The sequence below is a fragment of the Natrinema hispanicum genome (assembly GCF_900111485.1).
GTDB lineage: Archaea > Halobacteriota > Halobacteria > Halobacteriales > Natrialbaceae > Natrinema > Natrinema hispanicum_A.
This window is the reverse complement of sequence record NZ_FOIC01000008.1, coordinates 64807-88548: the sequence shown is the minus strand read 5'-3', so window position 1 is coordinate 88548 and position 23742 is coordinate 64807. Positions and strand designations below refer to the sequence as shown.

The 23742-nt window shown below is 64.9% G+C and carries 22 protein-coding genes, 3 tRNA genes, 1 other RNA gene and 1 pseudogene; 18 read left to right on the top strand and 9 right to left on the bottom strand.

What is annotated here, in order from left to right:
- Positions 1-50: 50 nt before the first annotated feature.
- On the bottom strand, positions 51-521 hold the full coding sequence (locus BSG09_RS09780) for an MGMT family protein (RefSeq protein ID WP_092932574.1): 471 nt from the start codon (positions 519-521) through the stop codon (positions 51-53).
- A gap of 109 nt (positions 522-630) precedes the next feature.
- A pseudogene (locus BSG09_RS09775) lies at positions 631-826 on the bottom strand (Gfo/Idh/MocA family oxidoreductase); the annotation flags it as partial.
- Positions 827-1124: 298 nt separating this feature from the next.
- Here BSG09_RS09775 and nadA point away from each other — a divergent pair.
- From nadA to nadC, 3 genes are read left to right on the top strand one after another with little or no spacing between them, the layout of a single operon-like run.
- A complete protein-coding gene (gene nadA, locus BSG09_RS09770; RefSeq protein WP_092932572.1) occupies positions 1125-2258 on the top strand; it encodes a quinolinate synthase NadA in 1134 nt (377 codons plus the stop codon).
- Position 2259: 1 nt separating this feature from the next.
- A complete protein-coding gene (locus BSG09_RS09765; RefSeq protein WP_092932570.1) occupies positions 2260-3846 on the top strand; it encodes an L-aspartate oxidase in 1587 nt (528 codons plus the stop codon).
- 1 nt (position 3847) lies between these two features.
- Positions 3848-4663 (top strand): carboxylating nicotinate-nucleotide diphosphorylase, encoded by an 816-nt coding sequence (nadC, locus tag BSG09_RS09760; RefSeq protein ID WP_092932568.1) that lies wholly within the window; start codon positions 3848-3850, stop codon positions 4661-4663.
- Positions 4664-4666: 3 nt separating this feature from the next.
- Here the strand turns inward: nadC and BSG09_RS09755 are convergent, their stop codons facing one another.
- Positions 4667-5188 carry a DUF7529 family protein gene (locus BSG09_RS09755; RefSeq protein ID WP_092932566.1) on the bottom strand — a complete coding sequence of 174 codons (522 nt, stop codon included), beginning with the start codon at positions 5186-5188 and terminating at the stop codon, positions 4667-4669.
- A gap of 77 nt (positions 5189-5265) precedes the next feature.
- Positions 5266-5964, bottom strand: a complete 699-nt coding sequence (locus tag BSG09_RS09750; protein ID WP_092932564.1) for a lipoyl protein ligase domain-containing protein — start codon at positions 5962-5964, stop codon at positions 5266-5268.
- A 56-nt stretch (positions 5965-6020) separates the two neighbouring features.
- On the opposite strand from BSG09_RS09750, the gene BSG09_RS09745 reads away from it, so the two are divergent.
- Together BSG09_RS09745 and BSG09_RS09740 are read left to right on the top strand one after the other, a co-directional pair.
- A complete protein-coding gene (locus tag BSG09_RS09745) occupies positions 6021-6896 on the top strand; it encodes a hypothetical protein (protein ID WP_092932561.1) in 876 nt (291 codons plus the stop codon).
- Positions 6897-6950: 54 nt separating this feature from the next.
- On the top strand, positions 6951-7442 hold the full coding sequence (locus BSG09_RS09740; protein ID WP_092932559.1) for a PaaI family thioesterase: 492 nt from the start codon (positions 6951-6953) through the stop codon (positions 7440-7442).
- A gap of 21 nt (positions 7443-7463) precedes the next feature.
- On the opposite strand, the gene BSG09_RS20795 is transcribed toward BSG09_RS09740, so the two are convergent.
- Entirely contained in the window at positions 7464-7628 is a 165-nt protein-coding gene (locus BSG09_RS20795; RefSeq protein WP_175542184.1) for a hypothetical protein, read from the bottom strand.
- A gap of 117 nt (positions 7629-7745) precedes the next feature.
- Positions 7746-8318, bottom strand: coding sequence for a cysteine hydrolase family protein (locus BSG09_RS09735; RefSeq protein WP_092932668.1), 573 nt, complete (start codon positions 8316-8318; stop codon positions 7746-7748).
- A gap of 216 nt (positions 8319-8534) precedes the next feature.
- Between BSG09_RS09735 and BSG09_RS09730 the strand changes: the two genes are divergently transcribed.
- The 6 genes from BSG09_RS09730 (at position 8535) to BSG09_RS09705 (ending at position 16287) form a co-directional block, all read left to right on the top strand.
- Entirely contained in the window at positions 8535-10448 is a 1914-nt protein-coding gene (locus BSG09_RS09730) for a glycoside hydrolase family 15 protein (RefSeq protein WP_092932557.1), read from the top strand.
- The gene (locus BSG09_RS09725) at positions 10445-11923 is read left to right on the top strand and encodes a vitamin K epoxide reductase family protein (protein ID WP_092932555.1); all 1479 of its coding nucleotides are present in this window, start codon (positions 10445-10447) and stop codon (positions 11921-11923) included. Before BSG09_RS09730 ends, BSG09_RS09725 begins: the two co-directional genes overlap by 4 nt.
- 2 nt (positions 11924-11925) lie before the next feature.
- Positions 11926-12945, top strand: coding sequence for an SDR family oxidoreductase (locus BSG09_RS09720; protein ID WP_092932553.1), 1020 nt, complete (start codon positions 11926-11928; stop codon positions 12943-12945).
- A 61-nt stretch (positions 12946-13006) separates the two neighbouring features.
- The gene (locus tag BSG09_RS09715; protein ID WP_092932551.1) at positions 13007-14662 is read left to right on the top strand and encodes an Hvo_1808 family surface protein; all 1656 of its coding nucleotides are present in this window, start codon (positions 13007-13009) and stop codon (positions 14660-14662) included.
- 122 nt (positions 14663-14784) lie between these two features.
- Positions 14785-15936, top strand: coding sequence for a nicotinate phosphoribosyltransferase (locus BSG09_RS09710; protein ID WP_092932549.1), 1152 nt, complete (start codon positions 14785-14787; stop codon positions 15934-15936).
- Positions 15937-16047: 111 nt separating this feature from the next.
- On the top strand, positions 16048-16287 hold the full coding sequence (locus BSG09_RS09705) for a hypothetical protein (RefSeq protein WP_092932547.1): 240 nt from the start codon (positions 16048-16050) through the stop codon (positions 16285-16287).
- Positions 16288-16385: 98 nt separating this feature from the next.
- Here BSG09_RS09705 and BSG09_RS09700 read toward each other — a convergent pair whose 3' ends face one another.
- Complete coding sequence (locus tag BSG09_RS09700) at positions 16386-16985, bottom strand: TIGR00296 family protein (RefSeq protein WP_092932666.1); 600 nt, start codon at positions 16983-16985, stop codon at positions 16386-16388.
- Positions 16986-17233: 248 nt separating this feature from the next.
- Here BSG09_RS09700 and rnpB point away from each other — a divergent pair.
- Positions 17234-17608, top strand: an RNA gene (gene rnpB / locus BSG09_RS09695) — RNase P RNA component.
- Between the two features lie 160 nt (positions 17609-17768).
- Here the strand turns inward: rnpB and BSG09_RS09690 are convergent.
- Positions 17769-17841, bottom strand: a tRNA-Arg gene (locus BSG09_RS09690).
- A 321-nt stretch (positions 17842-18162) separates the two neighbouring features.
- Here BSG09_RS09690 and BSG09_RS09685 point away from each other — a divergent pair.
- The 3 genes from BSG09_RS09685 to BSG09_RS09675 all read left to right on the top strand — a co-directional run bounded on the left by BSG09_RS09685 (position 18163) and on the right by BSG09_RS09675 (position 21124).
- Positions 18163-19590, top strand: a complete 1428-nt coding sequence (locus BSG09_RS09685) for a single-stranded DNA binding protein (RefSeq protein WP_092932545.1) — start codon at positions 18163-18165, stop codon at positions 19588-19590.
- 66 nt (positions 19591-19656) lie between these two features.
- The gene (locus tag BSG09_RS09680; protein WP_092932543.1) at positions 19657-20088 is read left to right on the top strand and encodes a histone; all 432 of its coding nucleotides are present in this window, start codon (positions 19657-19659) and stop codon (positions 20086-20088) included.
- A gap of 4 nt (positions 20089-20092) precedes the next feature.
- Complete coding sequence (locus BSG09_RS09675; protein WP_092932541.1) at positions 20093-21124, top strand: histone deacetylase family protein; 1032 nt, start codon at positions 20093-20095, stop codon at positions 21122-21124.
- Positions 21125-21142: 18 nt separating this feature from the next.
- On the opposite strand, the gene cca is transcribed toward BSG09_RS09675, so the two are convergent.
- A complete protein-coding gene (gene cca, locus BSG09_RS09670) occupies positions 21143-22513 on the bottom strand; it encodes a CCA tRNA nucleotidyltransferase (RefSeq protein ID WP_092932539.1) in 1371 nt (456 codons plus the stop codon).
- 94 nt (positions 22514-22607) lie between these two features.
- On the opposite strand from cca, the gene BSG09_RS09665 reads away from it, so the two are divergent.
- The 3 genes from BSG09_RS09665 (at position 22608) to BSG09_RS09655 (ending at position 23526) form a co-directional block, all read left to right on the top strand.
- Positions 22608-22680: transfer RNA gene (locus BSG09_RS09665), tRNA-Asn, on the top strand.
- A 109-nt stretch (positions 22681-22789) separates the two neighbouring features.
- A complete protein-coding gene (locus tag BSG09_RS09660; RefSeq protein ID WP_092932537.1) occupies positions 22790-23371 on the top strand; it encodes a MogA/MoaB family molybdenum cofactor biosynthesis protein in 582 nt (193 codons plus the stop codon).
- 80 nt (positions 23372-23451) lie between these two features.
- A tRNA-Ile gene (locus tag BSG09_RS09655) sits at positions 23452-23526 on the top strand.
- Positions 23527-23742 lie beyond the last annotated feature (216 nt).

Here is a 23742-nt window from a genome sequence, read left to right as displayed (position 1 = left end):
GGATCAATACCGGGAGAACAGCGATCGGATTTCGAAAGGGAGGCCTTCAATTAGAGTTCCTCGAGCGACCGCAGTTTCTGCTCGACGCCCGGCGGCGCGGCGCTTGGGCCGTCACGAACTCGATGGTCCGGAATGAGAATCGGGGCCGGGTTCTCGTCGAGTGCGGTCCGGACGAGGATGATATCATCGTCGTCTTCGTGATCGAGCCCCGAGGTCATCCGGGCGAGCGTGTCGACGGTGACCTGATCGCCGTAGGGGATCTCCCGGACGCTCTCGAGGACAGCCCGCTGGTCGGTCGGCATGGTCATCGCGACCTGCACGTCGTCGAAGCTGACCGGCTCGAGGCCGTCTAAGTACTCGAAGATCTGATCGAGAACGGGGTGGTCGGTCTCGGCGTCGGCGTCAGGTACGTCGGGGAAGGAAACGCTGAGGACTCGCCCGCTTGCAGCACCCACTTGCACGTATCGATCGAGATACGTCGATTCCCGCGCGTAGATTCCGGCGTCCGTAACGTCCTCCATGCGGCCGTGTAGGTGATCCGGCCTTGAATAGCCGCCGGTCGCGCCCCCGCCTGATCCAGGGCGAGTGAGGGCGACTGGTCTCGCTCACGACCGACGGTCGGTCGCCGCCTCAGTCGAACGGGACCCGCCGGCCCGTCTCAGCCAACTCGTAGGCGGCATCGATCGCGCGCAGGTCGGCCAGTCCGTCCTCGCCGGTGGGTTCGGGATCAGCCCTGACAGCACACAGTAGCCAACGTCGTCGAACTCCTCGCGGGCTTCGTCGACCCGGGGCCGGTGTACTCCATGCGACCGTCGCCGCTCTCGAGGGGCCCACTCGGCTGCCGCGGTCGCGTACTGCCCGAGGTCGGTTCGTCCGCGAGTCCATCGGAGGACATCCGGGACGGCGACCTCGAGTGCCATATGCCACTCACGAGCGCCACGATAAGGACCACAGCGGCTCAGACAGTGGCATTCATACCAGAGAGACGTTCACAGCGCCGCATTCTCCGTTACACCGGTTTCGGTCGTCATATTCACGGATGGTATTCACCCGAATTTCGGTTTCGAAGGAAAAAGTTATTCAATAGTCGCGTGTGATGTGGGACTACCCATAGGTGACGTGAAATGGCCAATATGGAAACGGCGGAGTTCGAAACCGATCTCAGTTTGTTCAAATACGACAATCTCGAACAACTCCCGCCACGATACCGCGATCTCGAAGAAAACGAGCGGACAGAACGCATCGAGGCGGCGCTCGCCGATCTCGGCGACGACGTCGTCATTTTGGGCCACAACTACCAGCGACGGGAGATCGTCGAACACGCGGACTTCATCGGTGACTCCTATCAGCTCTCGAAGCAGGCCGCCGAGGCCGACGCGGAGTACGTGATCTTCGGCGGCGTGACGTTCATGGCAGAGAGCGCCGACATCATCACGGACGACGACCAGTCGGTGATCCTCCCGAGCATGGAGGCGTCGTGTCCGATGGCGGGCATGGCCGAGGCGCTCCAGGTTGACAGCGCGTGGGCCGAGATCACCGCCGCCGCGCCCGACGCCGACATCATCCCGATCACGTACATGAACTCCTACGCGGACCTCAAAGCCTTCTGTGCGAGCCAGGGCGGGCTCGTCTGTACCTCATCGAACGCCCACAAAGCGTTCGAGTACGCCTTCGACAAAGGCGACAAGGTGCTGTTCCTGCCGGACAAGCACCTCGGAGAGAACACTGCTCACCGACTCGGCATGGCAGACGAAATCGCCCAGTGGGACCCCTGGGATCCCGAGGGCAAGGACGCGGCGGAGGTCGCAGAACGCGACATTATCCTCTGGGACGGCTACTGCCAGGTCCACGAGCGATTCCGGGTCGAACACATCGAGCAGGTTCGCGAGGACAACCCCGATGCGAAGGTCATCGTCCACCCCGAGTGTCGCCGCGAAGTTGTCGAGGCCGCGGACAAAGCCGGCTCGACGGCGACCATCTGTGGGACGATCGAAAACGCCGACCCCGGCGACACCTGGGCGATCGGCACCGAGGTCCACCTCACGAACCACCTCCAGCGCTGGCACCCCGAGGTCGACGTCGTCCCGCTCTGTGGCGACGCCTGTATGGACTGCAACGCCATGCGCCAGATCGACCCCAACTATCTGACCTGGGTGCTCGAGGAGCTCGCCGAGGGCCGCGAACACAACGTGATCGAGGTCGCCCCCGAGGAGAAAGAACTCGCGGGCGTCGCACTCGATCGGATGCTCGAGATCTAAGATGACTGAAACCACCACCGGTACGGCGACGACGACAGACGGCGAAACGACCGACGTGCTCGTCGTCGGCAGCGGGATCGCGGGCTGTGCGGCCGCTCTGTCGGCCGCACGGGAGGGCGCGGAGGTCCTCCTGCTAACGAAAGCGACGAAACCCGAGGACGCCAGCACCGACTGGGCGCAGGGCGGCATCTCGACGACGCGCGGCGATCCCGAGAGCCTCAAACAGGACATCATCGCGGCCAGCGACGGCACTGCCGATCCAGACGCCGTCGACACCCTCGTCAACCACGCCGACGAGGCCGTCGAGGACGTGCTCATCGACACGCTCGAGGTCGACTTCGACGAAGCCGCCGACGGCGACCTCGACTATACGCGCGAAGCCGCCCATTCGGAGTTCCGTATCCTCCACGTCGACGCCGCGACGGGCACGCATATCCTCCGGCCGTTCCTGAACTTCCTCGACGACCACGATCGAATCGAGGTGAGGCAAGATACGGCCGCACTCGAGCTGATCACCGCCGAGGGGCGCGTTCACGGCGCGGTAACTGACGAGGAACCAGAGGGGCACCCGATCTACGCCGGCGCGACGGTGCTGGCGACCGGCGGGGTCGGCGCACTCTACGGCCGGTCGACAAATCCGGACGACGCCACCGGCGATGGCATCGCCATGGCTGCGCTCGCAGGCGCGGACGTCACGGATATGGAATACATCCAGTTCCATCCGACCGCCTACGACGGCGAAGACCCGTTCCTTCTCTCCGAGGCGCTGCGCGGTGAGGGGGCCATCCTCCGCAACGGGGACGTCCCCGAGTCAGGAGACTCGGGGGCTCGGGAGACGGAGTCTCCCGGCGGCGAGCGGTTCATGGACGACTACCACCCACAGGGCGATCTCGCACCGCGGGATGTCGTTGCCCGCGCGGTTGAGGCCGAACGCGAGGCAACCGGCGAAGTCGTGCTGGATGTCAGCCCGCTCGAGTTCGAGACCGACTACCCTGCCATCGCCGAGAAGTGTCGCGACCGCGGGATCGAGGGCGACGAGATTCCGGTCGCCCCCAGTGAGCACTTCCTCTGTGGCGGCATCGACGTCGACGACCGCGGTCGCACCTCGCTCGATCGGCTCTACGCCGTCGGCGAGTGTGCCCGCACCGGCGTCCACGGCGCGAACCGGCTGGCGAGTACCAGCCTGCTCGAGGGCCTCGTTTGGGGCCTCCGTGCGGGCGAAGATGCAACTGGGTTCGCCCCCGACGTCGTCGAGGCTCCCGAACTCCTGAATCGGGACCCCGACCTGCCCGCACGCTTCGCCGCCGAGAAGTTCACGCGCCTCCAGCAGACGATGGACGAGTACCTGGGCCTCGAGCGCGACCCCGACGAGATCGCCCGCGCGAGTGCTGTCCTCCGACGGCTGAAAGGTGAGGTCGACGCCTACATCCGCACGCGCACGGCGCGCGAACTCTACGAACTGCGCAACGCCAGCGTCACTGCGCTGTTGATCGCGCGTGCGGCCGGCGAAAATACGGAGTCCATCGGCTGCCACTACGTCGCGGCGGACGCCGGCGAATCGATGGCCGAACCGCCGGCAGACGATTGAGATGATCACCGACACACAGATCGAGCAGTGGCTCCGCGAGGACATCGGCCACCACGACGTGACCAATCAGGTTCCTGGCGAGACGGTCGGCCGACTCGTCGCGAAAGAGTCGGGCGTCGCCGCCGGCCTCGAGGCCGCAGCGGCCGTCTTCGAGTACCTCGACGTGCCCGTGACCGATCGGCTCGAGGACGGCACCGCGGTCGAAGCCGGTGACGAACTGCTCCGGGTCGTCGGGGATGCCCGTGAGGTGCTGCGTGGCGAGCGCGTCGCCGTCAATATCGCGGGCCATGCCTCGGGGATCGCGACGCGGACCCGCGAGGCGGTCGATGCGGCCAGAGACGAGTCCGACGACGTCGCGATTGCCGCGACCAGAAAGACCACGCCCGGCCTACGCGGCGTCGAGAAGCGCGCGGTCGTCGCGGGCGGCGGCGACACCCACCGGCTCGATCTCTCCCACATGGTGATGGTCAAGGACAACCACGTCGCCGAGCTGGGACTCGAGAACGCCGTCGAACGCTTTCAGGAGCGAACGTCGTTCGCGACGAAAGTCGAAGTCGAGGTCGAGACCGTCGCCGACGCCCCGCGGGCAGCCGAGGCGGGTGCAGACATCGTTTTGCTCGACAACATGACGCCCGAACAGACGGAAGCGGCCGTCGACGAACTCACAGACTACGATGGTGTGCTGGCCGAAGCCAGCGGCGGCATCACCCTCGCGGACGTGCCCGACTACGCCGCGACCGGCGTCGACGTGATCTCGATGGGGTCGCTTACGCACTCCGCGCCGTCGCTCGACTTGTCGTTTCGAACCGGGGAGTGACTATCACTCCCCGTTCCAGGCCCGAACGTCCGACTCCTCGAGAAACAGCGACGGATCGTCGTGGGAGAAGCTGACCCAGCCGTCGTCCGGATCGGCCAGTACGTGCACCAGCAGTTGTTCCTCGCGCAGCGCCGTTTCGAAGACGGGGCGAACAGCCGTGATGTCGTACGCAAGCGGGACGAAGACCGCCGTCTCGCTGTCGTCATCGCGCTCGACTGCGAGAGCGACTCGCTGGTCGGTCTCCGCCTCGGCGAGCGGTCGATAGTACACGTCCGCCGCGGTGATCGTCACGTCCCCACCCTCGATGAGTCCCCCGACGACGTCGTACTCGTCGGCGCTGACCGTCACCTCAAGGCCGACTCGCTCCTCGCTGTCGACCGGTGCGATGTCGGTCGGCTCGAGGACGACGACGTCCCAGCCGTCCTCGCGGTACTCATCTGCAACCGCCCGTGTATCGTCGAGGAGCTCGTTCCACAGGGATTCGGCCAGGTCCGGCCCGTCATCGGCTGACTCGTCCGTCGTCATTGCGCTCCCTCCAGTCGTGATCGGTTCGTCATATGCGAGTTGAACACCGCGAAGCGAAAAAACAGTATCTCACTCTCTCATAGCGATTCGATCGAAACGGCTGTCGCGTCGCCAACCAGCGCGTCTTCGATCGCCGCGCGAACGGGCTCGGGATCGGACGGCCCGCCCGCAGCCGCGATACTCCCCACTGACGCCGGCTCGAGCGCCACGTCGAGCGCGTCGTAGACCGCCTCGAGCACGGCCGAGAGGTCGCCACGATTGGCCACCAACACGATTCCGGCGACGAGGGCGGCGTCACTGCGAACGCGCTGGGCGATGCCGACGATCTTGCGCTCTCGTCCGTCCGCGCGCGTATTGACAGAAAGCGAGTGCGTGCCGGGACAAAACGAGTCGTCGGGCTCGCCGTGGCTCGGCTCGAGGCCGAGCGTCCGCAACGCCTGCTCGAGAGCGGCCGTAGCGCGCTCGTACCGCTCGGTCGTCCCAGTTCTGCCGTCAGTAACCGGCTCGGCACGGGCAAAGGCCAGCGTCGTGGCGCCGTCGTAGGCCACCGCGCGGCCGCCGACATCGCGCTCGATCGGCGGGAACCCACGTTTGTCGGCAGCCGCGCGGGCGCGGTCGTATCCCTCGCGGCGAGCGTCTCGACGGCCGAAGGCGATCTGTCGATGGGGCGTCCAGACGCGGACGGCGGGGTCGCCGTCAGCGGCGATCGAAAGCAGCCGTCGACTCACGTCGCGATCAGCCGCGATGGACCCTGCCCGGCCACGAAAGACGCGCATACCACGGGTTAGACCCGGTGGGTCTAAACGCTCCCGCCGCCCAGCGTTCATATCCGATGGCCGTCACGCTCCCCGAACCCGTACTGGCGCAGTACGAGCGCTTCTCGCTGTACAACTCGCCGTATCCCGCCCATGACGGCGGCTGTGCGATCGACCTCTATCCCGGGACGCTGGTCGACGGGCGGACGACCGCCGCGCCGAGCCCGGTCGCCGGCACCGTCCGCGAGACCCGCACCGTCCGTGCGCCGCCGAAACCTTACGCCCCCGAGCACGACCACCTGATCCTGCTCGAGCCCGCTGACTCGAGTCTGCTCGCGGGACTGACGGTCAGAATCCTCCACGTCGAGCCATCGGTCGCGGCCGGCGACATCGTCGAACGGGGGGAGTCGCTCGGCCGACTCGTCCGAGCAGGTTTTTTCGCCCCCTGGGTCGACAATCATCTCCATGTGGGGGTTCGTAGCCCCGACCAGAACCCCTATCGGGCGTCGGGCTCGCTCCCGATCGAACTCGGCGTCTCGGTTCGGCCGCTCGCGTGGGACGGCACCGGCCGCGTCGTCGCGACCGGCGACACCTATGCGGTGCTCGACGCACCCACACACCCCGCCCCCGGCGCTGGTTTCGCCGGCGTGCGCGCCGACGGGGGCGGCGTCTTGGATGGCGGGTTGCCACACTACGAGGGCGGCGGGGTGCTCGAGCGTGACGACGATCCCAACCCCGTGGTCGCGCTGAACGGCGATCGAGTCGGTATCGCCGACGGCCGCACGATCACGTGGGACGACGTGACCGTGCTGGCAAACGACGAGCCGATCACCGGATTGTCGCTGTTCTGTGCGCAGGATGGTGATTTCGGGGCAAAACTGATCTGTCCCGAGCGGTCGTTCGCGGTCGGCGACCGGGTTCAGGTGCGGATTCGCTCGAGCGACCGGGACTGAGAGGGAACATCGAGAAACGTAGCCGTCAAGACTGTCGCTCACAGACGGGAGGCTATGACCGAGGAGACGCCACCGGCGGACGTGTTCGACGAGTTCGACGACCTCGAGAGTCTGCTCCAGTATTCTCTCGAGGAGGACCACGAGTTCCTCGCGTGGCTCAATACGAGCGTCGACAACGTCGGCGATGGGACGATGACGATGTCGATTCCCTACGACGAGAAGCTGACGAACACGCGGCCAACCGCCGACCCTGACGAGCCGGCGGACCTCCACGGTGGCGTCGCAGCGACACTTATCGACACCGTCGGCGGCCTCTCGCTTCGGACGGCGATCGACGATCCCTTCGAGACGAAAATCTCGACGATCAACCTGAACGTCAACTATCTGCGCCCGGCAACGGGCGATCTCGTCGCGACCGCGGACGTGATCCGAGCCGGCAGCAGCGTCGGCGTCAGCGAGATCACCGTCGAAAGTACGACGCCTGACGGGGAGACGAAAATCGTCGCCATTGGACAGGGCGCATACCGGATCTTCCGATCGCAGTAAGAGCGGGCTTACAGCCCCATTTCAGGAGCCAGCAATCAGTTTTCGAAGCCGAACTACGAGCACGACCGTCACGAGTCCGAACGCGATCGCGTACAGATTCGAGCCAGCCGTGGCGAAGTACCAGAGCGCGTATGCACTGGCTGCAATGCCGATCAAATACAGCGGTCGCAGCTGTTGTTGGTTCATCGAGTGTCACCGTCCGTCCGCACCTGGATCGTCGAGGTCGCACGACGTGGCTGCAAGCCGTTCATACCGCACGTTGGATCGGCGGCGACGAAAAAGCCGGTGGGACGGCTGTCGCAATTAGGCGAACTCGAGGTCGGCGCTCGATTCGACCTCGCCGAACAGCCAGTCGGCGTGCTCTAAGGCGTACTCGTGGTGCTCGTCTTCGAGTGCGCCGATACAATCTTCGACCAGGATCGGGCGGAAGTCCCGCACTCCCGCGCTGCCGCCGGTATGGAGCACGCAGACGTTCGCGAGGGTGCCACAGATCACCAAATCGTGGATGCCGCGGGCGTTCAACCACCCCTCGAGTTCGGTCTTGTAGAAGGCGTCGTAGGTGTGTTTCTCGATGATGTGATCGTCCTCCATGACGGGGAGTTTGTCGACGATTTCGGCTTCCCACGAGTCCTCGAGGACGTGTTCGCCCCACTGCTCGAACTCGTCGTAGTAGTGGGCATCGTCGAACTGTTCCGGTGGGTGGACGTCGCGGGTGAAGATGACCTGAACGCCGGCCTCGCGGGCGCGCTCGACCAATTCGGCGATCGGCTCGATGACGGCCTCGCTGCCCGGTGCGTATAGCGATCCCTCTGGGTGACAGAACCCGTTTTGCATGTCGACGACCACCACTGCCGTGCGGTCTGGCTCGAGGTGCATAGCTAGGCGGTCGTACGGCCGGGTTCGTGAAAACGTTCGTGCCCGCGTCGGTGCAGGACCGCGGTTTGGTCGTTCTCGCGTGAGCCGCGAGAGCCACACCGCATCCGTCGCGACCACGAGCCGCCCTTTCATGTGACTGCCGAATAGGGAACGCGCTGGAACGGTTATTCATGACTCGTCACGGTCCGTGCGCGAACTGACCCACGAGATGTGAGCATGCAATACAACCGCCTCGCTGAGTACGGCGTGATCGGCGACGGTAACACGGTCGCCCTCGTCGGTCGCGACGGCTCGATCGACTGGTGTCCGCTCCCACACGTCGAGTCGCCAAGCGTCTTCGCCGCGTTGCTCGATGCCGACCGCGGCGGCCGCTTTGCCGTCCGGCCGACGAGCTCGTTCGACTCCGTCCAGCGGTATCGCGACCGGACGAACGTCCTCGAGACGACGTTCCGAACCGCCGGCGGGGAAGCGACGGTGACGGACTTCATGCCCATCGCGGACGCAACTGGTTCGGACGACCCGCCGCCTGCCGTCTACCGGCGACTCGAGTGTGTGGACGGGCCACTCGAACTCGAGATACGATTCGAACCCCGGTTCGACTACGCGCGAGAGATTCCCGAGGTCGAGTCGATAGGGGATGGCGTGGTTGCGACCGGCGACAGCGATCGGGCAGTCCTCTCGAGTGACCTTCCGATCGAGCCGTCGGCCAGCGGCCATGCGGCGAGCGCGACGGTGACGCTCGAGGCCGACGAGCGACGCTGGCTGGTGCTTGGTTACGGCGAGGGAGTCCCGCTTGCGCCGGCCGCACACCGGGAGACGCTTCAGCGAACCCTCGACTACTGGCAGGAATGGAGCCACGACTGCAACGGGACGGACTGTTCCGTCGGCGGCCGGTGGCACGACCTCGCCGTTCGCTCGTCGCTCGTCCTCAAACTGCTCATCCACCGCCAAAGTGGCGCGGTGTGTGCGGCTCCGACGACATCGCTTCCCGAGAATCTCGGTGGCGTCCGTAACTGGGACTACCGGTATAACTGGATCCGCGACGCGGCCTTCACCGTCCGGGCGCTGGCCGAACTGGGCCACCTTGCAGAGGCCCGGTCGTACTTCCAGCTGTGTCTCGACCACTGCCGCCAGCACGACCCCGCCGCGGTGCCACCCGTTTACGGCCTCCACGGAGGGAGCGACTTCGAGGAGCGCGTCCTCGACCACCTCGAGGGCTATCGCGGCTCCGCCCCCGTCCGCGTTGGCAACGCGGCCCGAAAGCAGCACCAGCTCGATGTCTACGGCGAACTGATCCTCGCGATCTACGAGGCAATCCGCTACGGCGAGGCGGTGACGACCGACGACTGGGCAGTGATGTGCGACCTCATCGACCACGTCTGTGCGGGCTGGGACGAGCCCGATGCGGGCATCTGGGAGGTCCGAAGCGATCCACAGCAGTTCGTCTACTCGAAGGTTATGTGCTGGACCGCACTGGACCGCGGGATCAAGCTGGCCGAAGCCGCCGACGGTATCGACCCACCCCTCGAGCGCTGGCGGACGTGTCGTGACGACGTCCGGACGGCGATCCTCGAGCGCGGGTTCAGCGAACACACGAACAGTTTCGTGCGCGCGTTCGGCGACGACGACACGCTCGATTCGGCGAACCTGCTCGTTCCGATCGTCGGCTTCCTGTCGCCGGACGACTACCGTGTCCAGGGGACGATCGACGCGACGCTCGACCGATTGGCGACCGACGACGGCCTCGTCCGGCGCTACGAGGGTGACGACGGCCTTCCGGGCACCGACAGCCCGTTCGTCGTCACCTCGCTGTGGCTCGTCACCGCACTCGCACTCGCGGGGCGAACCGACGAGGCGGCCGACCGCTTCGAGTCAGTCCTCGAGTACGCCAGTCCGCTCGGGCTACTGGCCGAGGCGGTCGATCCCGAAACCGGCGAACAGCGCGGTAACTACCCACAGGCGTACAGCCACATCGGGCTCATCAACGGCGCACTCTCGCTGGCCGATGCAGCTGGCTCGAGTGCCCCATCGCCGGACACACCGACACCGCTCGGCCGCGACGAGTCGCTCGCAGCCCTCGACTCGAGCGAGGAGATCATCCGCCGACCGACACGGAGTGAGAGACAATGAGTGACGATAGCACCCACGACTCGATCGACGAACGGACCGCTGACACGACCGACGCACGTAAGCGCCGCTTGCGGGCCGACGGCGGCGACAGAAACCGAGACGAGGCCGACAGACAGGACGGCGACTCGATGCGGCCAGGCGAGATGATGCTCAAGCATCCGACAGCGGAGATCTGGCCCCAGTATGCCGTCGTCTCGCTTGGGATCTGGCTCATTGCGACCGCGCCGGCACTCGGCTACGAGAGCGCGCTGGTGTTCTGGAACAGCGTGGGAAGCGGACTTGTTCTGATCGCGCTGGCTGGCCTCACGATCTTCCGCGAGAGTGGCTACGCGAACTACGCCAACGGTGTCGTCGGCCTGTGGCTGGTGTTCGCGCCGATCGTCTTTTTGGCACCGACGGCAGCGGCCTACGCGAACAGCGGCCTCGTTGGCATCATGGTGATCACGTTCTCGGTCCTGATCGTGATGCGCTCGGAGATGGATGGACCGGCCGTTCCGCCGGGCTGGTCGTACAACCCCTCGACGGGCGCACAGCGCGCGCCGCTGATCGCGCTCGGGATCTTCGGCTTCGTCGCCTCGTGGTACATGGCCGCCTTCCAACTGGGCTATATCGGCAGCGTCTGGGACCCGATCTACGGCTCGGGCTCCGAGCAAATCCTCACGTCGAAGGTGTCGGAGGCGTTCCCCGTCTCCGACGCCGGCCTCGGTGCGGTGGCTTACTCGGTCGAGGCTCTGATGGGATTCATGGGCGACCGGCGGCGCTGGCGCACGATGCCGTGGATGGTCGCCTTCTTCGGCGTCGTCGTGATCCCGCTGGGCTTCGTTCAAGTGCTGCTGGTCATCATGCAGCCGATCATGGTCGGGACATGGTGTACTCTCTGTCTCCTCTCGGCCTTTGGCATGCTGTGGATGATTTCGCTGACGGTCGATGAGGTCGTCGCGATGGGGCAGTATCTCGTCCGGCTAATGCGCCAGGGCGACAGCCTCTGGACCGCCTTCTGGATGGGTGGGACGATCCCCGAAGACGAATCCGGCGTCGACGAGACCGCGGAGCGACCGATCGGCGACTCACCGATCGGCGAGCCGTTCTGGGGCGTCTCGATCCCGTGGACGCTGCTGGCTGCGATGGCACTCGGCGCGTGGCTCATGCTCTCGCCGACTGTTTTCGGGACGACCGGCTTCATGGCCGACAGCAGCCATCTGGTCGGCTCGCTTGTCGTCTCCTTTACCGTGATCGCGACCGCAGAGCCCGCCCGCGCGATCCGGTTCCTGAACGTTCCGCTGGCCGCCTGGATCGCCGTTGCCCCGTGGCTGGCGACCGGTGTTCCGACGCTCGCCGCGATCAACGCCGTCGTCGCCGGCGCGCTCGTGGTGTTGCTCAGCGTCCCCCGCGGCTCGTTCGAGGACCGGTACGGCGGCTGGGAGCGCTACGCCACCCTCGAGACGGTCGACCGACTGAACCCCCTCAGTAGCTAACCATGGCAGAAGCAACAGACTCTGAAGTCGTTGTCGTCACGGGTGCATCGGCCGGCGTCGGACGAGCTACCGCTCGCACGTTCGCCGCCCGCGGCGCAAACGTTGGCCTGCTCGCACGCGGCGAAGACGGCCTCGAGGCCGCACGCGAGGAGGTCGAACGAGCCGGCGGTGAGGCGGTCGTCGTCCCGACGGACGTGGCCGATCCCGACGCGGTCGCAGACGCGGCCGAAACTGTCGAGGACGCGTTCGGACCGATCGACGTCTGGGTGAACAACGCGATGGTCTCGGTGTTCTCGCCGGCCGCGGAGATGACCGCTGAAGACTACCGCCGCGTCACCGAGGTTACGTATCTGGGCTACGTTTACGGGACGCAGGCTGCACTCGAGCGGATGCGCCCCCGCAACGAGGGAACGATCGTCCAAGTTGGCTCGGCGCTGGCGTATCGGGGCATTCCCCTGCAATCGGCCTACTGCGGCGCGAAGCACGCGATCCAGGGGTTTACTGAATCGGTTCGAACGGAACTCATCCACGACGACTGTGACGTCCAGCTGTCGATGGTACAGATGCCCGCAATGAACACCCCGCAGTTCGAGTGGTCGAAAAGCCGGATGTCTCGAAAACCACAGCCGGTGCCGCCGATCTACCAGCCGGAAGTCGCCGCGCGTGCGATCCGATGGGCTGTCGATCACGACAAAGACGAGTTCTGGGTCGGCCGATCGACGGTGAAAGCGATCCTCGGCAACCGTATCATGCCGCGGCGACTCGACACCTATCTCGCACGCGGTGGCTACGACTCCCAGCAGATCGACGAGCCGGTCGATCCCGACCGAGAGCACAATCTTCACGACCCGGTATCGAGCGACTTCGGTGCACACGGCCCGTTCGACGATCGGGCGCGCGACCGAAGCTACCAGCTGCAGGCGTCGATGCACCGGCGGGCGCTCGCCCTGCTGGCTGGCCTCGTGGCTGCGATCCTGAGCGTCCTGTTTGGCCGGCGGGCCGCGTCGACCGACGCCGAGTGAGTGGCGATCTGACCGTCGTGCTTTTTACACTTCTATTCAAATGGATCACTAGTCACGTCAGATGCCATCGACGCGCCCCCGCACGTCCGTCGTCCTCCTCGTATTTGTCCTCGCTGGAGCGCTGGTGACAAGCGGCCTCGCCGGCCCGGCCCTCGCAGCCAGCGCAACCGCGGCTTCCGGCGGGACGACCGCCACCAGTGCCGATCGAGTCGAGCTGGCTCCGCGTCTGGACTCGGCCACGACAACGAACGCAGCGGTCGCCCCGCCGGACGACCGCCCCGCGAGCCCATCAACCGAAGATACCGTTGGCTACGTCGACGGCTACTGGTACGACGACGAGTTGCCCGTCGACAACCAGACGGACGCGGTCGTCGACGACGACGACCTCGAGCCCGTCGTCTACCGAGCGATGGCCCGCGTCGAGGTACTGCGGAACCAAACGTTCAAAGAGGGAGTCGACGTCGACGTCGTCTCCCGCGAAACATATCGGCAGACCAACGACGAGCGCTTCGAGAACTATACGACAGCCGAGCGGGTAGAACAGAACATCGGCTACGAAGCGTTGTTTATGGTCGGTCGGGACACGACGGCAGTCAACGCGACCAAGACAGTGTACGGCGGTGCCGTCAAGGGTTACTACGACCCCGAGACTGACGAGATCGTTATCGTCTCCGAAAATCCCGAAACACCGGCGTTGGACGAACTCACGCTCGGCCACGAGCTCGTCCATGCCCTGCAAGACCAGCGATTCAACCTCACGGAGCTCAACGGCTCGACACAGGACGCGACCCTGGCGACGAAGGGGTTGATCGAAGGGGATGCGAGCTGGGTCGAACGCGAATACGAGCGTCGCTGTGGTGTCACGTGGGACTGTCTTACACCCCGTAGCGACGGAGGATCTGGCCAATTCGACGTCAATTGGGGCATCTACTTCGCGATCTACCAGCCCTACAGCGACGGGCCAGACTACATCGACTCCCTGCGCCAGCAAGGCGAGGGCTGGTCGGCGGTCAACGCGGCCTACGACGAGCCGCCAGCAACCACGTCGGCAGTCATCCATCCCGGCACCGGGCGCGAGCCGGCGAATGTCTCGGTACCCGACCGCTCGAGCGACGGCTGGCGACAGCTCACCGTCGACGGTGAGGTGGCAAACGACACCATCGGTGAAGCAGGGATGGTGGCGATGTTCGCCGCCGACGCGATGACTCAGGACCAGCCGTCCGTGCTCGACGGGACCGATCTCGACGTCCTGGGCGGCGGGCGTGGGTTCAATTACGATCACACCGTCACCGATGGCTGGGCCGGTGACAAGCTGGTTATCTACACCGCTGCGGAGATCGATAACGCGACCGATCCCGCCGACGCGGCGGGCCAGGCCGGCTACGTCTGGCGAACGGAGTGGCAGTCAACTGAGGATACCGGCGAGTTCCTCGAGGGGTATCGAGAACTGCTCGCGAACCACGATGCCGAGCCCGTCGCAGGTCGTCAGAACACGTTCGTGATCGACGATGGTGGCTACTCGGGCGCGTACTATTTCGAGCGAAACGGAACGACGGCGACGATCGTTCGCGCCCCGTCAGTGGCAGCGCTGTCGAACGTCGACGCCGGTGCCGCGCCCGAAGCAACCTCCGGCTTCGGGGTGACAGCCGCGGTCGGCGTGATCGCAGTCGCGTTGTTCGGAACGGGTGTCTGGCTCGCTGTCGGCCGCAGGCGATAGCGGCCCGTTGCACGAGCCACATGGGGTAAAACAGATCAGAAATCTTACTCCCGGCGGCTTCACGTCACCCTCGGACGCCGGCAGACGGGTAGCTTTTTTGCCTCCCGCGGGAAATCGGCGATATGTCAAATCCGTTCGGAACCATCCCCTCAGAGGCGATTCTCGAGGGGGACGCGACTGACGCCTACTTCGAGCGCACGCGGGCCACGCTCGAGCACGCGGGGAAAAACCCCCACGTCGTCGCCGAAGTGACCGCAGACCAGTTCCCGACCGGGGAGTTCGAGGTTTTTACCGGTGTGAAAGACGTGGCAACGCTGTTCGAGGGCCGCGCCGTCGATATCGATGCACTTCCCGACGGCCAGCTGTTCGACGGCGGACCTGTCCTCCGAATCGAAGGCCCATACCTCGAGTTCGCCGCACTCGAGACCTCGCTGCTCGGCTTCCTGTCGCAGCCGAGTGGCTTCGCGACGGCCGCACTCGAGGCCAGACTGGCAGCGCCCGAGTCGCTGGTGTTGTCGTTCGGCGCGCGCCACGTCCACCCGTCGATCGCGGCGACCGTCGAACGCGCCGCGTTGCTCGCTGGCCTCGATGGATTCTCACACGTCGCAGCAGGGGAGACCCTCGGCCGCGAGGCGGGCGGCACGATGCCTCACGCGCTCATGTTCTGCTTCGGCGAGGGGCACCAAGACGAGGCCTGGACGGCGTTCGACGAGGCTGTCGGCGCGGACGTGCCGCGGATCGCGCTGGTCGACACCTTCTGGGACGAGAAAAGCGAGAGTCTGCTGGCCGCCGAAACCCTCGGCGACGATCTAGATGGCGTCCGCATCGACACGACGGGCTCTCGACGCGGCGACTTCCGCCACATCATCCGTGAAGTGCGCTGGGACCTCGACGCACGGGGTTACGAGGACGTCGATATCTTCTGTAGCGGCGGGCTCACCCCCGAAACGATCCGGGAACTGCGCGACGTCGCCGACGGCTTCGGCGTCGGCAGCCATATCACCGATGCCGATTCGATCGACTTCAGTCTCGACATCGTCGAAATAGAGGGCGAACCCATCTCCAAGCGCGGGAAGCTCTCCGGCGTCAAAGACGTCTCTCGGACCCCCGATGGCGGCCACCACGTCACGCTGGCCGATCGCGATGGGCCAACCGAGGGTGAATCGTTGCTCGAGCCACTGGTCCGCGACGGCGAGATCGTCCGCGAGTTCGATCTCGCGGACGCGACCGAGCGGTGTCTGGCCGACGCTGAAGCGGTCGGATTCGACCACTAGACGGCATTACCGACCGATAGCTGCGTGGGCTGGCCTGGACGCGAATGCGAGAGCATGCCAAATCAGATAGGATAGTTGACCTTTTCTCGGAGGCGGGAAAACAGATCATCGATGGCCGCCGACGCTGACCCCCCACACTCTCGAATCGCGACGCAGCTTGCGATCCGCCTCGTTATCGTCTTTGCGGTCGGTGGCGTCTGTACGGTGCTCCTCCTCCCGGGGCCGACACTGCTCTCGGTCCCGCTGATCCTCGTCGTCAACCTGTTCGTCCTCTGGTTTACCGTCCACTACGTGTTCGCGGCGCTGAACGCATTGCTCGAGGCGAAACTCGAACGCCTGAATCCCGATTGAGCAGCCGAACCGAGCGACGACACGAGCGACGAGCGGGAACGAACGGCGTTGTGCATTGCTATCGGCGTACTAAGGATCTCGAAGAACCGCCGGCCCGTTCAGACTTGTTCGATACTGCCGTCAGCCTCGCGCTCGCGGAACACCTGGCCTTCGAACAACGTGACGCCAACATTACCGTCTTGCCATGCATCCGGCGCGAGCTTTGCCTTTCGGCAGGTACGCTCGAGGTACTCGCGAGCGGTCCAGCCGTTTTCGACTGGGACCGTCGGATAGAGCCAGCCACCCTCGCCGCCGTCGACGGCGACGCCGTGGGTACCGACCTCGAGGTCGGCCAGCGGATCGTCTGTCAGCACGACGTTTCTGACGATACAGACCGAGACCGTTAGGTTCGACAGTTCCGAGGGGCTGACCTCGGAGCCACAGGAGTCCCCACTGGCTGCTTCGATTGCCGCGTCGACGATGACGTGGCCGAGTTGGTCGCCAGAGCGATAGCCACCTGCACAGCCACGCAGGCTGCCGCGGCCACGAGTCGACTCGAGGCGGACGAACGCCCCGGTTCGCTCGTAGAAGGCTTCGCGCATGCTGCCCGGTTGTTCTCGTTGCCCGTGTCGTACGTAGGAGTCGACGGCTTCGCGCGCGAGTTCGACCGCACGTGCACCGTCCTCGTAGGAAAGGTCGACGCCCTGTCCCTGGGACATACAGATAACCATGGCAGTAGTCGTCCTAAAGCGCTTCCATTCGTCGATGGGCGCTTTTTGGAGCCCCAATCGGGGGACTTATTCGGCAACCGCCCCTACAATGAGTGGGAGAGAGAGCCTGGCTGCCGCGATGGTCGTGCCGGCAACGGCGCGACTACCTCTCGTGATCCGTCCCTTTGGGACATCACGCTCGTAACGTTGGCCAACCCACCGGGTTGCCCAACGCCTATAACGTGGACCGACTCTCCGAGTCGCCCCACGCTCGCGAGGAAAGTCCCCCCACCTGTTCGGGCAGGTGACCGGACGCAAGTCCGGAGCGGGAGACCGCTGGCTCTGGAACAGAAACGACACGTCTCGGCCCGACCGATGATGCGCGCGAACCCGACCGAGAGGAAGGGGAGCTAACCCGCAGAGGGAAGCGTGGTCGCATGTTGCTCGCGGTTGAACTCCGCAGGTCACGCTCGACGTGACCGACCACGCACTGACGGCCGAGGATCGATGGAACGGCGAACCCTCACCGGTGCAAGTCCGTCCCGTGGTAGCCCGAACACCCCGCGGCCTCGCCGCGGACGGTGCGGACGCTTAGCCGAATGCCGGGATGAACAGAAGGGGGCTTACTCCTCTCACCCAGTTTTCGATCGCGAGTTGCGACGCCGTCGCTCGAGGGCTCGAGTTTCATACCGATCCGAACGACTCGCTTCGCTCGTCGGTGTTGCGTCAGGCACGTCAGGACCGAACGCGAGAGCGGCTGCTGAACAACGTGAAGCATCCGCGATAAGTGAGCGTCCTGACGGAGATTTGAACTCCGGTCCCTGGCTCCGCAAGCCAAGAGGATAGTCCACTACCCTATCAGGACTCATCTCTACATAACCGGGTTACCATTAAAGCCCTTTCGAAACGAAGCCGCCGCTGGCTGCCGATTCCTGCTGTCTGCCGACACGTCTCGAGGGACGAAGTGTCACAGTACCCAGCCAGTGATTTATATACTGAAAGGCGGCCAGGTGGGGTATGTGTCTCCGCTCGAGCCCCAACAGGTCGTGGCGGTTCCGTGCTGGGGCTGTGACGACGGAATGGGTCGATCCAGCCAGTATGCGTACTGTACTCGTCGAACACTCCCTCACAGGAAAGCAGCGAATGAATAACGCTTATGCGCGGGCTACCCATGCACGAGCATAGAATGAGCGACATCGAGGGTGTATACGAGGATCTTGAGGCCGACGTTTCTCTCGAGGAGTTTCGCGAGGCCGTCGAGGCGAAAGTCGAGCAGATGGGGGGGCTCGCGGACGAAGAGACGGCGGCGATGCTCGTCGCTCACGAAGTCGGCGAGAGCGAGGTCAGTGGTATCGCCGATATCGAGCCTGGCATGGAAGAGGCGAAGTTCGTCGCCAAAGTGATTTCGATCGGCGAGAAACGAACCTTCGAGCGTGACGGCGAGGACGAAGACGGGCAAGTCGTCAACGTCGAGGTTGCAGACGAAACCGGGTCAGTGCGCGCGGCCTTCTGGGATGACCACGCCGAAGCCGCCATCGAGGAACTCGAGGAGGGACAGGTTCTCCGGATCAAGGGCCGCCCCAAAGAGGGCTTTAGCGGCGTCGAGGTCAGCGTCGACGATGTCGAACCCGATGACGACACCGAGGTCGACGTACAGCTCTCCGATACGTATGCGATCGAGGACCTCTCGCTTGGCCTCTCGAATGTCACCCTCGTCGGCCTGCTTCTGGACACCGACAGCGTGCGCACGTTCGACCGCGACGATGGCTCCGAGGGGAAAGTCTCCAACCTCGTTCTCGGGGATTCCACCGGGCGCGTGCGCGTAACGCTCTGGGACGAACAGGCCGATCTTGTCACGGAACTCGAGGCCGGCGAAACCGTCGAGGTGATCGACGGCTACGTCAAGGAACGCGACGGACAGCTAGAACTCCACGTCGGCAACCGCGGTGCCGTCGAGGAAATCGACGAAGACGTCGAGTACGTCCCCGAGAGCACGCCGATCGAAGACCTCGAGATCGGCCAGACAGTCGACATCGCGGGTGTCGTCCGCTCTGCCGACCCCAAACGGACGTTCGACCGCGACGACGGCTCCGAAGGACAGGTCCGGAACATCCGCGTCCAGGATGCGACCGGCGACATCCGCGTGGCGCTGTGGGGCGAGAAGGCCGACCTCGACGTGGGGCCGGGCGACGAGGTCGCACTCGGCGATGTCGAGATTCAGGACGGCTGGCAGGACGACCTCGAGGCCTCCGCCGGCTGGCAGTCGACGGTTACGATCTTAGAATCCGAGTCGGCCGGCTCCAGTGAGTCTCCGGATGCCGCCGACTCGAGCGACGAAAACGCCGGCCTGTCTGCCTTTGCCGGCGACGGAACCGACGAGGAAACGGCAACAGATGGCACCGGTACCGACACCGGGTCGACGACGACCGAGCCGTCGGACGGCGAGGAACTCGAGTTTACCGGCGTCGTCGTGCAGGCGGGTGATCCGGTCGTCCTCGACGACGGGGAGGAGACCATGAGTGTCGCAACCGATGCCGACGTCGGTCTCGGCGAGGAGGTAACCGCCCGAGGGGTCGTCCGCGATGGTCGTCTCGAGGCAAACGACGTGTTCTGACGCCTCGAGCAACCCCATCACGAGTCTAGGAAAAGCGTTAAGGGCGTTAGCTTCGCCTATAGTGATATGAACGTCGAACTCCCGTTCGCCCCGGTGGATACGATCATCCGGCGGAACGCGGGCGAGCTTCGGGTGAGCGCCGACGCGTCCAAGGAACTCGCAACGCGGATTCAGGAACACGGGAGCGAGCTCGCGATCGACGCCGCCGAGGAGGCGACGGCGGACGGCCGCAAGACACTGATGGCTCAGGATTTCGGGGTCGAAGCGGTCATCGACAAGGACGACCTCGAGTTACCGGTCGCACCGGTTGATCGCATCGCTCGGTTGGAGATTGACGACCGCTATCGCGTCTCGATGGACGCCCGCGTCGCGCTGGCCGACATCCTCGAGGATTACGCCGACAACGTCGCCCGGGCGGCGGCGATCCTCGCGCGCCACGCCGACCGGCGGACGATCACCAACGACGACATCGAGACGTACTTTTCGTTATTCGAGTGAGCAAATGCAGTTCGGCTACAGCGAGGACTGTCTCGCACACGATCCCGGTTCGCGACACCCGGAGTCGCCGGACCGGCTACGAGCGATCCGGGAACGACTGAAGCGCAAACACGGCGTCGAATACGTCGAGGCCGAGCCCTGCGACCTCGAGACGATGGCGGCCGTCCACGATCGGGAGTATCTCGAAGAGGTCCGGGAGTTCTGTGAGAACGGCGGCGGCAACTGGGATCCTGATACCACCGCCGTCGAGGCCACCTGGGATGCGGCTCGCCGGAGTGCCGGGCTCGCCTGTTGGGCTGCCGAAGCAGCGCTCGAGGGAGCGACAGGTCGCAAGACGCCGTTTTCGATCGGCCGGCCGCCGGGCCACCACGCGATCTACGACGACGCGATGGGGTTTTGTTTCGTCAACAACGCCGCCGTTGCCGCCCAGTGTGCGCTCGATCACGACGACTACGATGTCGACCGCGTGGCGATCCTCGACTGGGACGTCCACCACGGCAACGGGACACACGACATCTTCTACGACAGAGACGACGTGTTCTTTGTCTCGATCCACGAGCAGGGACTCTATCCCGGCTCCGGCGACATCGACGAAACCGGCGAGGGCGACGGTGCGGGGACGACGATGAACATCCCGATGCCGGCTGGCACCGACGAGAACGGCTATCTGGCCGCCATCGACGGGCCGATCGCTGCCGCGTTTACCGCGTTCGATCCGGATCTCGTCCTCATCAGTGCGGGCTTTGACGCCCATCAACACGACCCGATCTCGCGGATTCGGCTCTCGACGGAAGCCTATGCACTGATGAGCGACCGTATGCGGTCACTCGCCGACGACATAGACGCTGCATTGGCCTTCATTCTCGAGGGCGGCTACGGGCTGGACGTCCTCGCCGACAGCGTCGCACTCGTCCACGAGACCTTTGACGGCCGCGAACCGATCGAACCCGACGACGACCCCAGCGACAAGGCGATCGACACCCTCGACGACGTGCTCGCGGAACACGACCTCGACGTGGATGTCGACAGCCTCTGAGAAGCTATCAGGGCTGTCTCAGGGCTGCGGGTCGAAATACGCTGCCAACTCTTGTCCGAACTCGTCGAGCAACGCCACGATCTCATCGTCGACGAGGACCTCGTAGTCGTCCTCGAGTGCCGTCTCGACGTGTGCCCCGAGGCCAACATCGAAAAGCCGGTCGCTTTCGAGGAACGCACAAGCCGTGGTAAACGATCGCGGGCGCTCGGTGACGTACCGGCCGTCCTCGATGAAGGGACCGTAGGCGTCGGGGTCATCCGCGTAGGCGTCGTAGAAGCCGGCGGCGTGGTCACGAACCTGAACCGGCGGCCCTTCGTGGCACTCGACGGCTGGCCGTTCGCTGACGGCGAGTTCGGCGAAGACGACGGCGGTGTCGTCGGCGAACGTCGTCGCCCGGAACACGTCGAATCCACGGTCGTCGAGTCCGTTCGTGATCCCGTCGAGTGACTTGTAGAGTTGTGGGTAGAGCTGATCTTCGACGAGATCCGGGGCGTCGAACCGGATGGCGACGGGCGTGGTGGCTCGTTGCTCGAGGTGCTCACGGAGCGCTGCTTCAGTCAGTGGTTCCGGGTCGGCGGCGTCGAAGTAGTCAGTTCGTGGGGTCGCGAGGAACGCGCGGGCATAGTGTTGGAATCGCGCGACGTTCTCGGCCGCACAGACGGCGGCGACGTTTCGCTCGGGATCGGTGGGATCGATGACGACCAGCGGATCGTCGAAGCTCGCGCGACCGTGGGCTTCGGGATCGAGTTCGACCGGCGGGTGCCAGTCGGCGGCCGCCTCGAGCAGCGACCGAAAGCCACCGTACTCGCAGACGAGCAGTTCGGTGAGATAGCCGCTGAAGCCCTGGGTTCGGAGATCGCTGCCGTAGACACCGATCCCCTTGAGGAACTGCTTCGTGACCCGGACGTCGCCGGCGAGATCGTCGTCGAGTCGCTGCTCGAGATACCGCGTGTGAAAGGGCGTCCGGTCGACCGCCGATCGGATCTCCGTCGCCGACTCGAGACGAAAACAGGGGACGACGTCGATATCGAACCCCTCGACTTCGCCTTTCACGTAGGGATGTTCGGCGTACTCCTCGTGGCCGTCGGGCACCGTCGCGTGGCCGACCTCGAGGCCGTACTCTTCTAAGGTGTCGCGGTCGAGCTCCGGCGGGAAGCGGACGAAAATATCGATATCGCGGTCGCCGCTGATCCAGGTGTTCCTTGCCGTCGAGCCGACCTGCAGAACGTCGGCGTCGGCACACAGCTCCGTGGCCGCCGTCTCGGCGCGTTCGATCAGCCGGTCGGCGACCTCGCGAAGCCGTGCCCGTTCCTCGGCAGCCGGATCGACGCGGTCGCGTACCGCGGCGACGACCCGCTCGGCGTTGCAGTCAGCGTCCTCATCGCTCATGGCTGGATACACTCGAGCGGTGCGTGAAAGGGTATCGAACCCGCTGCCGGGAAAACGAAAGTCCTATTAAATGCACCCGGCAACAAGGGAGTAAGCCGAAGTAGCTCAGATGGTAGAGCACCTCGCTGTTAACGAGGTTGTCCCAGGTTCGAGTCCTGGCTTCGGCGCTTCTCTCGATTTCACGCTTGACTAGTCGACGGTCTCTGTCAGCGATCGGCGACTGGCCACAGACTTGGTTGGGGCAGGATTAACGTTGTTTGGCAGTGACATGGACACATGCCCAGCGATAGCGACGACCGACGGGGAACAGACCACCACGGCCACGACATCATCGACCCGCTTTACGTAGGCATCGTGACCGTCTCGAGTTCACGAGCGACCGACACCGATCCCGACGATCCGGGCGGCGACACCATTCAGGACTGTTTCGAAGCCGAGGGCCACGAGGTCCGCGAGCGACGCCTGGTTCGGGACGACTACGCCGCGATCCGGACCACCGTCCGGGGGCTGGTCGCCCGCCAGGATATCGACGTGGTCTGTACCACCGGGGGCACGGGCGTCACCGTCGACGACGTCTCCCCCGAGGCGACCGCGTCGCTGTTCGAGCGCGAGCTACCGGGCTTTGGCGAGTTGTTCCGCTCGCTGTCGTGGGAGGAAGTCGGCACCCGCGCGATGGCCTCCCGTGCAACGGCGGGGATCGCCGTCGATACGCCGGTGTTCTGTCTGCCCGGCAGCAAAAGCGCCTGCGAAACCGCCTGTGAGGAGTTGATCGTCCCCGAAGCGCCCCACCTCGCGGGACTGGCGACGCGCCACCGCGCCGGGACGGACGAGCCGACGCTGACGGAGTATCAGGAGTAGCCAGCAGCTCACGGCTCGAGAGACAGCGAGCGAACCGGACAGCAAACGTTAATTAGCGTGCACGGTTTGTGCCGAGTGGAGGGCCCTTAGCTCAGTCTGGTAAGAGCGCTCGGCTCATAACCGAGTGGTCGTTGGTTCGAATCCGGCAGGGCCCATCCAGAAACTGCACGGTTCTGAGCCAACGGGATTGCAGGATACAACGCTTGTACACCTTATTTTCGAGATTCCGATGGCGATCGACCTCCGAGCCGTGTTCGGGGTTCATCCAACTGCTAGACGCGGGTCGCTGTCGTCGCACCTTCTCTGATAACCGATGGGCTGGGACCATTTAATCAATTAGCAGTTGAGCCGCGTTCAGACATTCGTTGAGA